Annotated in this window: 12 protein-coding genes, 1 tRNA gene and 1 pseudogene; 9 read left to right on the top strand and 5 right to left on the bottom strand. The window is 61.3% G+C overall.

All coding sequences use genetic code 11. The annotated features are described in order from the left end of the window. From VL202_RS12715 to VL202_RS12705, 3 genes are all read left to right on the top strand, one after another. Nucleotides 1–162, top strand: a 162-nt coding sequence (locus VL202_RS12715; protein WP_325464480.1) for a sigma factor-like helix-turn-helix DNA-binding protein, incomplete at its 5' end; no start/stop codon positions are given. 163 nt (nt 163–325) lie between these two features. Continuing rightward, nucleotides 326–703: a DUF427 domain-containing protein gene (locus VL202_RS12710; RefSeq protein WP_325464479.1), complete on the top strand. Its 378-nt coding sequence runs from the start codon at nt 326–328 to the stop codon at nt 701–703. A 130-nt stretch (nt 704–833) separates the two neighbouring features. Next, entirely contained in the window at nt 834–2,048 is a 1,215-nt protein-coding gene (locus VL202_RS12705) for a DUF930 domain-containing protein (protein WP_325464478.1), read from the top strand. Nucleotides 2,049–2,069: 21 nt separating this feature from the next. Here the strand turns inward: VL202_RS12705 and VL202_RS12700 are convergent, their stop codons facing one another. Then, complete coding sequence (locus tag VL202_RS12700; protein ID WP_325464477.1) at nt 2,070–2,528, bottom strand: SRPBCC family protein; 459 nt, start codon at nt 2,526–2,528, stop codon at nt 2,070–2,072. A 58-nt stretch (nt 2,529–2,586) separates the two neighbouring features. On the opposite strand from VL202_RS12700, the gene VL202_RS12695 reads away from it, so the two are divergent. Then, nucleotides 2,587–2,913, top strand: coding sequence for an ArsR/SmtB family transcription factor (locus tag VL202_RS12695; protein ID WP_325464476.1), 327 nt, complete (start codon nt 2,587–2,589; stop codon nt 2,911–2,913). 103 nt (nt 2,914–3,016) lie between these two features. Here the strand turns inward: VL202_RS12695 and VL202_RS12690 are convergent, their stop codons facing one another. Both VL202_RS12690 and VL202_RS12685 read right to left on the bottom strand, forming a co-directional pair. Further along, nucleotides 3,017–4,237, bottom strand: coding sequence for an MFS transporter (locus tag VL202_RS12690; protein WP_325464475.1), 1,221 nt, complete (start codon nt 4,235–4,237; stop codon nt 3,017–3,019). 232 nt (nt 4,238–4,469) lie between these two features. Next, nucleotides 4,470–4,949, bottom strand: coding sequence for an SRPBCC domain-containing protein (locus tag VL202_RS12685; protein WP_325464474.1), 480 nt, complete (start codon nt 4,947–4,949; stop codon nt 4,470–4,472). 341 nt (nt 4,950–5,290) lie between these two features. On the opposite strand from VL202_RS12685, the gene VL202_RS12680 reads away from it, so the two are divergent. From VL202_RS12680 to VL202_RS12665, 4 genes are all read left to right on the top strand, one after another. Then, nucleotides 5,291–5,644 carry a DUF1428 domain-containing protein gene (locus VL202_RS12680; RefSeq protein WP_325464473.1) on the top strand — a complete coding sequence of 118 codons (354 nt, stop codon included), beginning with the start codon at nt 5,291–5,293 and terminating at the stop codon, nt 5,642–5,644. A 36-nt stretch (nt 5,645–5,680) separates the two neighbouring features. Further along, a complete protein-coding gene (locus VL202_RS12675; protein WP_325464472.1) occupies nt 5,681–6,103 on the top strand; it encodes a secondary thiamine-phosphate synthase enzyme YjbQ in 423 nt (140 codons plus the stop codon). Nucleotides 6,104–6,272: 169 nt separating this feature from the next. Next, on the top strand, nt 6,273–6,677 hold the full coding sequence (locus tag VL202_RS12670; RefSeq protein WP_325464471.1) for a ketosteroid isomerase-related protein: 405 nt from the start codon (nt 6,273–6,275) through the stop codon (nt 6,675–6,677). 170 nt (nt 6,678–6,847) lie between these two features. After that, nucleotides 6,848–7,249, top strand: a complete 402-nt coding sequence (locus tag VL202_RS12665) for a hypothetical protein (RefSeq protein ID WP_325464470.1) — start codon at nt 6,848–6,850, stop codon at nt 7,247–7,249. Nucleotides 7,250–7,452: 203 nt separating this feature from the next. On the opposite strand, the gene VL202_RS12660 is transcribed toward VL202_RS12665, so the two are convergent. Then, nucleotides 7,453–8,196 (bottom strand): SIMPL domain-containing protein, encoded by a 744-nt coding sequence (locus VL202_RS12660; RefSeq protein WP_325464469.1) that lies wholly within the window; start codon nt 8,194–8,196, stop codon nt 7,453–7,455. A gap of 158 nt (nt 8,197–8,354) precedes the next feature. Here VL202_RS12660 and VL202_RS12655 point away from each other — a divergent pair. Further along, nucleotides 8,355–8,430 (top strand) — tRNA-Ile (locus tag VL202_RS12655). A 44-nt stretch (nt 8,431–8,474) separates the two neighbouring features. Here the strand turns inward: VL202_RS12655 and VL202_RS26040 are convergent. Continuing rightward, nucleotides 8,475–8,625 (bottom strand): annotated as a pseudogene (locus tag VL202_RS26040) (IS481 family transposase); the annotation flags it as partial.

The raw sequence follows: 8,625 nt of genomic DNA, 5'->3' as shown, positions 1-8,625 counted from the left end.
ATGCGTTTCGGCATCGGCATGAACACCGACCATACGCTCGAAGAAGTCGGCCAACAGTTCTCGGTCACCCGCGAGCGTATCCGCCAGATCGAGGCCAAGGCGCTGCGCAAGCTGAAGCACCCGAGCCGCTCCAGGAAGCTGCGCTCGTTCCTCGACAGCTGATCCGCATCATCAGCCGATTGAGCCATCAAGAGCCCGGTCAGTGAAAGCTGGCCGGGTTTTTTCGTTTACAAGGGCGTGAAATCGACCTTCTGGGGGCAAGCATCTTGGGGAAATGCGCTTTGCACCCCATGTCATTCCTGTTGTTTCAGAACGAGGACATCCGATGCCCGAGAAGCCCATCAAAATCCCTGGCCCCGATCATCCGATTACCATCACCGCATATGGCGGACGTATCGTTATCCGGTTGAACGGCCAAACGATTGCCGACAGCCGTAATATCCTGACTCTGCGTGAGGCGTCTTATCCGGCGGTGCATTACATTCCGCGCGCGGATGTCGACATGGCGGCGCTGGCGCGCAGCGACCACACGACCTATTGCCCCTACAAGGGTGACGCCTCGTATTTCGGCGTGCCGACCGGCGGCGCGCAGCTTGCCAATGCGATCTGGTCCTATGAGGCGCCATACAGCGCGGTGGTGGAGATCAGGGATCATCTGGCCTTTTATCCCGACCGTTTCGAGATCGTGGAGCATTCGGCCTGAACCTTGCCCGGCGCTAGGAACGGCATTGTTCGCATGCTAGGAGAGGGGCGTCTGCCCGGAGGGGCCGGGCCTTCTCCTTCGTCTCGCCGCCGGTCACGATCCGGTCAGTATCCGGCTTTATTCACCTGACATGCAGCAGAATTCCGAAAAGAAGCAGGGATCATTCGGAGCGGGGCTTTTCGCCTCCGTGATCCTGCATGTCGGTTTTGCCGCCGCACTCCTGCTTCAATGGCCGATGACCCAGCCGGAACCTGAAAAGGAAGAAACGGTGAAGGTCGAGATGGTTCAGGAGCCGGAAAAACAACCGGAACCCGAGAAGAAGCCCGAGCCTGAGAAAAAGCCGGAACCTGAAAAGAAGCCGGAGCCCGAGAAAAAGACGGAACCGGTTGTGAAGCCGGAGCCGGAAGCGAAGTTGGAAGAAAAGCCTGAGCCGAAGGCAGACGAAGAGGCAAAGCCGGTTGAAAAGGCCGAGCAAAAGCCGGAGGCCAAGCCCGAAGAACAACCACTGAAAGAGCCCGCCAAGCGGCCGCCGGACGCGAAGAAGGTCGAGGAGCGGAAGGCGGAGGCTGCTCCCTCCCTGCCGCAGGCCTTCGAATCCGCTTCAAAGGACGGCGGCAAGGAGGCGGGCGGCGATCGCCCGTCGGAGCCGGAGAAAAAGCCGGATACCGAGCCCCGCGCCGATCCCGTCATCCCGCAAGCCGGGCAGCCGCCGCTGAAGGATGAACCGGACCTCAGCAAGCCGCAGGACAAGCCCGTGGATACGCCGGCTGTCGCGAAGCTGCCGGAACTCGATCTGCCCGAATCGGTCAATCCGAGCGATGTGCTTAACGAAGGCGAGGCGCTGATCGAAAACGTGCCGACCCCACAGGCGCGGCCGAAGAATATCCCCGTGGACAACAGGGCCGCGAGCCAGGAGCTTGCCTCGGCGGATTCGTTGACAGCGGAGACACGACCCCAGCGACCGCCCTCGGAACTGAAGAAGGCAAGCGAACTCTATTCCGCCAAGACGCTCTCGGATCCGCGCGTCCAGCAGGCGCTCGGCAAGTTGCCGAGGGAGCGGCGGATCGTGCAGATGTGCATGATCGAGACGCTGGAACAGGTTCGTCGCGCCCGGCCGGATACCGTGCCGCAAGGGCTGTTTTTCGATCCGCGCAACGGTTCGCCGATCTCGGGTGAGGTGATGACGGCCAAAGGCGCCGCCTACAAGACCGCCGGGGGCTGGATCGACGTCGATTTCAAATGCACCGTCAATGCCGAGGCCGACGGTATCGCCGCCTTCAGTTATGCGGTTGGCGATGCGGTGCCGAAAAGCCAGTGGCAGGCGCGGCGGTTTCCGAAAAACTGAGCCGCCACGCCCGTCGGGTTTCTATTTGTAGAAGCCTTCGCGCAGGTTAAGCCCGTGCTCCAGCCAGGCCTTCATGGCGCAGAGTGCCCCCGTCCAACCCTCGCAATTGCCGAACGATCCCTTGAGCCCGCCCGGTGTCGTCGGCCAGCCTTCCTCGCTGATCGAAACGAGCGTGCGGTTGTCTTCGAGCGGTTCGAAGGTCATCGTCACCGTCGTGTCGTAGCCGACAGGCTCCGGACTGCCCTCGTTGCCGGCCCATAGGAACACGATCTTTTTGTCCTTCACCACCTCGACCACATGGACGGGAAAGGCGCCCGGAAAATCGTGAAAATCCCAGGTCACGGTGGCGCCGGTCTCCAGTCTTCCCTTGGCGCCGCCTGTGGTGAAATAGCGCGACAGCTGGTCGGGGTTCACCACCGCCTCGAACACCTGTGAAACCGGCTTGGCGATCCGGCCGGCAACTCTGAACTTCAGATCCATGATCATTCCTCCTGTTTTCCCGCTTGTCGATGGCGCCATTATGTTATAAAAATATAACATGTCAATCGATGAGAAAAACGACAGGATCTTCAAGGCCTTGGCCGCCGCCAGTCGCCGCGCCATGCTGGACAGGCTGAAGGATCGGCCGCAGACGACGGGGGAAATGTGCCAGCACTTTCTCGCGCTCGACCGCTGCACGGTGATGCAGCATCTGAAAGTTCTGGAGGAGGCGGACCTGATCATCGTCCGGCGCGAGGGACGCGAGCGTTGGAACCATCTCAATCCGCTGCCGATCAAGGATATCCATGATCGCTGGATCGGTCCCTATGCGGCGCAGGCGGTCGAGATGCTCACCCGCCTGAAGGAGGATATGGAAGGGGTTTGAGGCTCTGTCAGCCCCCGGTTGCGGCTTTTTCCAAGCCCGCGACGCCAAGCTTCACCATCGTCATCATGGCGGCCTGGACGCGGCCGGTCATTTGCGAAAGCGGTCATCCGCGCGCCGGCGCCAGTTCCGGCTGTGCCTGCGGGAAGGGCTTGAAGGTCATGGCGATCAGGAACGCGCCGATGCCGATTGCCCAGGCGCTGATATAGAGCCAGCCATAGCTTGCAAACGTGTCGTAGATCAGCCCGCCGGTTACCGGTCCGGTCGCCATGCCCAGGCTGCCGGCCATGGCCGTGCCGCCGATCACCGTCCCCATCATTCTCAACGGAAAGTTTTCGCGCGCCAGCACAGCGTAGAGCGGCATGACGCCGGCATAGATGAAGCCGAACAGTGCGGCCACCGCATAAAAGGCGCTAAGTTCGCGGACGAAGAAATAGGCGAGGGCCCCGAAAGCCTGCGCCAGCAGCCCCAGAACGAGAACGCGCTTGGCGCCGAACCTGTCGCCGAGCAGGCCGAAGGCGATGCGCCCACCCATGCCGGCCAATCCCTCGACGCTGTAGATCGTCACTGCGGCGATCATCGGAATGCCGCAGCTGATGGCATAGCTCACCGTGTGGAAGATCGGCCCGGAATGGGTGGCGCAGCAGAAGAAATTGGTGAGCAGCAGGATGATGAATTGCGGCGATCGGACCACCTGTCCGACCGTCATCGAGGATTGCGGCCCGCCATTGTCCGCAACGGTCACGGTCGCGCCCTGCAGTGCCGGCGCTGGACGGATGAGCAGCGATACGGGGATCATCACGGCGGCGACGAGAACGGCGATGATCTGCAGCGATGTCCGCCAGTCATGGATGGTGACGAGCCAGGCGGCAAGCGGCGACATGGTGATCGGCGCCATGCCCATACCGGCGGAGACCAGCGACACGGCAAGGCTGCGATGCGTGTCGAACCAGCCGGTTACGCAGGCCATCAGCGGCGCGAAGATCGCCGCGGTGGCGCCACCGACCACAAGGCCGAAAATCAGCTGGAACTCCAGAAGCGATGTCGCGCGGCTGGTCAGGAAAAGACCGCCGGCGAGGATCGTCGAGCCGACGACCGCGATCGGTCGCGCGCCCCAGCGGTCCGACAGGCTGCCCCAGACCATGCTGCCCGCCGCCATCGCCAGGAAGCCGATCGTCATGGCGCTGGAGACGCCGGTCACCGACCAGCCGGTATCGCGCGAGATCGGCAGCAGAAACACGGGCAGCGAAAACATCGCGCCGATGGCAAGACAGCCGAGCAGGCCGCCGGCGGCGACGATCACCCAGCGATAGGAGGAATTGGCCATGCCGAAACTCCGTTGTGAAGGCGGTATACGCGCCGTTGATGACCATGCTTGAAGAAAAGGGTGTCTGCGTTTCCGGGCCGGCGTTCCGCTTCCAGCCTGTAAGTTTTCACGAACAATCGACGTTTTCAACTGCCCCGAAACAAGAGGACGTCGTTTTTGTTTGGCCGATGGGAGAGGTCTGCGTCCTCGCCCGGTCGATCGACCGGGCGTCGGGCTTCGTTGATGAAGCGACCTACGAGGCGAGCGCCCGCTCGGTGTCGTTCATCGGCTGGCCAACATTCGGCTGTCCCGTGCCCGTGACGATCAGGTCCCGCAGGCTGCCGTTGACATAGGTGGTCCAGCCGTTGGAGCAGGCGTCGTAGCATTCATATTCGGGGACGAGGCCCCGGTGCGTCAGGCGTACCTCGGTCAGATTGTCCTTTCTGGAGATGTCGAAGATCATCTCGGTGCCTTTCCACTCGCTCTTGTCCTGCGTGAAGTTGAAGTCGTTGTCGAGAACGAGCCAGGCGACCTTCCTGCCCGGCACCAGTTCCGTCACCTGGATCTCGCAGCGATGAATATCGTGGAACCGGTATTTGAAGGCCTTCCCGGCCTGGTCGGTCGGGCCGTCGATATCCTGCGACCACCAGCCCCGGACATCGGTGATGGCGGCAAAGGCGGCTTCCGGCGTTTGCTCGATGGTGAAGGCGGTGGTGAAGTTGCGATCGGTCATGGGGCTCTCCTGCTGTCTGGTTCGAGTTGCGCCCGCCGTCGGGCGAGGGTTTCGTCTGGCCGGCATGCGGCGACAGTCCGGGTCCACAATACGGGGGCCGGCGATATCTCCATAATTCAACCATATGGATGAATATACGGACGAATCTTCATTAGTCAACCATTTGGATGAATGTTTTGTTGCGGATGCACGCGGGGTTGCGTCCGCAGCTGGACGAGGAATGGCCGCATGCCGGTCGGCGCTCGCCCGAAACGCTGCCACCTTTTCTTAAAGCCGCGGCTTGACGCATCCGATGGCCGCGCCATGTTTCCGGCCATCGGTTATCGTGGAGGAGATCCGAAATGCCCTATGTCGATGGTTTCATCGTTGCCGTTCCGAAGGACAATATCGAAGCCTATAAGGACCTCGCCCGAACTGCGGGCGCGGTCTGGAAGGAATATGGTGCGCTCTCCTATGTCGAATGCATCGGCGACGACGTGCCCTATGGCGAGATCACCTCATTCCCGCGCGCGGTGAAGGCGACGGACGACGAATTGGTGATCTTCTCCTGGATCACCTATCCCTCGCGCGAGGCGCGGGACGCAATCAATGCCAAGGTCATGGCCGATCCCCGTCTCAAGACGGACAACTGGACCATGCCCTTCGATGGCAAGCGGATGATCTATGGAGGCTTCAAAAGCTTCCTCGAATTGTGACATGGTCCGTTTGGTCTTTACTGCTGAAGGAACACCATGCCCCAGACGATCATCAGCCTCTCCACCCGCGGCGCCGGCCTTTACGAATTTACCGATGAGGCCGAGCGCTTCGTCGTCAGGGCCGGGGTGGAGGAGGGGCTCTTGACGGTCTTCGCTCGCCACACATCCTGTTCGCTGCTCATTCAGGAAAATGCCGATCCGGATGTAAAGCGCGATCTCGACCAATTCTTCAAGCGACTGGTGCCACGCTCGGACGATCCGTCGATGCGCTGGATTACCCACACGGCCGAGGGGCCGGACGACATGCCCGCCCATATCAAGGCGGCACTGACGCAGGTCTCGATCGGCATCCCCGTCGGTGACGGCCGGCTGATGCTCGGCACCTGGCAGGGGATCTATCTGTTCGAACACCGCGACCGTCCGCATCGCCGCGAGATCGTCCTGCATCTCGCAGGCTGATCCACCGGCAAAACGTTTGTTCTGGACAATCAGGCATTGCTCGGTGCAGTCTCGGCGATGTTGAACTGCGCCAGCACTTCGATCGTCATTCGGGGAACAAAATCAGGGCTTTGGCGTTATGGTTCGCCGGTGCGTTTGGTTGCCGGTTCGACAGCTAGGGGGAAGATCATTGACCGACGCGCAGACCATTGCCAGCCGCTTCATCGAAGCCCTGAACGAGCGGGATTTCGAGACGATCGGCTCCTTTCTCGACGAGGACGTGGCGCTCGACACGCTGACCGGCCAGCGGACCATCGGCGCCGGCCCGCTGCGCATGAATGTCATGAGCTATTTCCGCCATTTCGACGAACGCTTCAGCGACATGGTGCTGATGCACGACGCCTTCGGCCAGCGCGTCGCCGTCGATGTCACCGCGCGCGGCCATTACCGCGAGACCATGCCGGGTTTCCCGGAAGCCAGCGGCCAGTCCTATTCGATCCCCAGCGTCTTCGTCTTCGAGTTCGAAAATGGCTTCGTCACAAGGCTCAGCCATTACCGCAACATCCGCGTCTTTGAAAAGGCGCTCGCCCACTGAAGCGATTCGAGATCGCTTCTGCAACCTCCCTGTCGCGACCTGGATCTCCCGTGAACCTCGGATGAACGGTGGATTCCGTTTCCGTTCAGCCACTCGGATCTAGTGTGATCCCAATGCCCGGCAAGACTTGAACGGGCGGATGCTGAGAGACCAATACGGGAGAAACAGTCATGAAACAGATCCTTTCGAAACTGATGCTGGCCGGTTTCATCGGCCTCACGGGCTTTGGCGCCACGCTGGCACCGGCCGCTGCCGATACGCTGACCTTCGGCATCCATTCCGGTGGCCTGGTCGATGTCCAGTACCGCGATGGCAAGCGCTACGGCGACGAACGCGACTGGAACCGCGGACGCCATTACAATTCCGGACGCCGCCACGGCGGCTGGGGCCATGAACGTCGCGGCCGTTGCGATCCGTGGCTCGCCCAGGACAAGGCCCGCGCCCATGGTCTGCGCCGCGCCCGCGTCGTCGATGTCTCGCCGCGCCGTGTCGTCGTCGAAGGCCGCCGCTGGGGCGATTACCGCCGGGTCGTTTTCGCCAATGCACGCGGCTGCCCGTTTATCGGCGGCTGATCCACGTCGGCCAGTTCGAATACCTTCCGTCTTGTCTCCCCCGGCCGACGGAAAGTGTCGCCCCTCGTGATCCTGTCACGGGGGGCGTTTCGTTTGTCGTGGACGGATGAGCGCTGTGTTACCGTCTCCCGGCAAAAGAAAACCCGCCGAAGCGGGTTTCAATTTTTCATTCCGCAACATCCACGGTGATCCATGGTGCGCTATTATTGCTTGATCGCGAAGGTCATGTTGACGGTGACGTTATAACTGTTCTCTCCCGTCGCGATCGGTACGGCATCGGCGGCAAATTCCTTTGCCATGGTGCGCATCATCGGCATCGGTTCCGGCCGCGATGCGTTCTCTGAAATTTCGACGATCCGTCCGAGCGAGACGCCAGCCGCTTCCGACAGGACTTTTGCCTTGGCCACGGCATCGGTCACCGCCGATTTTCGGGCCTCGGTGATAACAGCCTCGGGCTTGTCGTTGGTAAACTGGATCGAGCCGCCCTGGTTGACACCGAGCGTCACCGACTGGTCGATGATGTCGCCAAGCTTGGCAAGGTCGCGAACGGTGATCGTCAGCGAATTGGCGACCTGGTAGCCGGTCAGCACGGCCTGGCGATTGCCGCCATCGCTGTTGTCCGGATACTGGTACTGCGGATTGACCGCAAAGCCGGAGGTCTGCAGGTCGCGATCGGCGATGCCGCCGCTCTTCAGCGCGTTCAGCACGTCCGCCATCGCCTTGTTGTTGGCGTCGAGCGCTTCCCTGGCGGTCTTGGCATCCTTGACGACGCTGAACGAAAGGATCGCCATATCCGGCGCGATGCTGGAACGGCCTTCGCCCGAGACGGTGATCACGGCTTCACGCGGCGCATTGTCCTGCGCCAGCGCCGAAGCCGCGGCCACACCCGCAAAAGCGGCCGCGAGAACGGCGGTCCTGAGGCTGCGGGAAAAGGAATAAGATGTCATGGATGGGTTCTCTCCGGTTGTGTTTTGTCCCTGGCTCCTTCTTGGGCATTGATTGTGTAGGGATTGCGGCGATGTCTTGTGGGAAAAACAGTTTTCCGCTAGAGCCAATCCACCCGCCGTCTGCCATTGGCCGGCGGGTACCGGACATGTTCCGTTGAGGGCCTGTAGCTCAATGGTTAGAGCCGGCGGCTCATAACCGCTTGGTTGGGGGTTCGAGTCCCTCCGGGCCCACCATTTCTGTCTATGTCCATACCGGAGACATAGGTAACACCTCGTACCTAAGACATGGGTGACAACCTCGTGCCGAACGGGTTGTCGATGGTTTGCAAAGTCCTCTGCTCCAGGTCGATATATCCCAGATCATAGTGCATGAAGCTGACGAGCCAAATGCCGTCGTCGACTTCTTTTATGCCGAGTTTCTGTCCGGCC

The sequence above is a fragment of the Pararhizobium sp. genome (assembly GCF_035497515.1).
Taxonomy (GTDB): Bacteria; Pseudomonadota; Alphaproteobacteria; order Rhizobiales; family Rhizobiaceae; genus Pararhizobium.
The sequence above is the reverse complement of the archived record's forward strand: the minus strand, read 5'-3'. Positions and strand labels throughout refer to the sequence as shown.

Bases quoted from the DNA above. Each gene is read 5' to 3' on its own strand.
- VL202_RS12660 (WP_325464469.1), bottom strand. From the start codon at position 8,196: ATGACATCTTATTCCTTTTCCCGCAGCCTCAGGACCGCCGTTCTCGCG.
- VL202_RS12680 (WP_325464473.1), top strand. From the start codon at position 5,291: ATGCCCTATGTCGATGGTTTCATCGTTGCCGTTCCGAAGGACAATATC.
- VL202_RS12690 (WP_325464475.1), bottom strand. From the start codon at position 4,237: ATGGCCAATTCCTCCTATCGCTGGGTGATCGTCGCCGCCGGCGGCCTG.
- VL202_RS12700 (WP_325464477.1), bottom strand. From the start codon at position 2,528: ATGGATCTGAAGTTCAGAGTTGCCGGCCGGATCGCCAAGCCGGTTTCA.
- VL202_RS12665 (WP_325464470.1), top strand. From the start codon at position 6,848: ATGAAACAGATCCTTTCGAAACTGATGCTGGCCGGTTTCATCGGCCTC.
- VL202_RS12695 (WP_325464476.1), top strand. From the start codon at position 2,587: ATGTCAATCGATGAGAAAAACGACAGGATCTTCAAGGCCTTGGCCGCC.
- VL202_RS12710 (WP_325464479.1), top strand. From the start codon at position 326: ATGCCCGAGAAGCCCATCAAAATCCCTGGCCCCGATCATCCGATTACC.
- VL202_RS12685 (WP_325464474.1), bottom strand. From the start codon at position 4,949: ATGACCGATCGCAACTTCACCACCGCCTTCACCATCGAGCAAACGCCG.
- VL202_RS12675 (WP_325464472.1), top strand. From the start codon at position 5,681: ATGCCCCAGACGATCATCAGCCTCTCCACCCGCGGCGCCGGCCTTTAC.
- VL202_RS12705 (WP_325464478.1), top strand. From the start codon at position 834: ATGCAGCAGAATTCCGAAAAGAAGCAGGGATCATTCGGAGCGGGGCTT.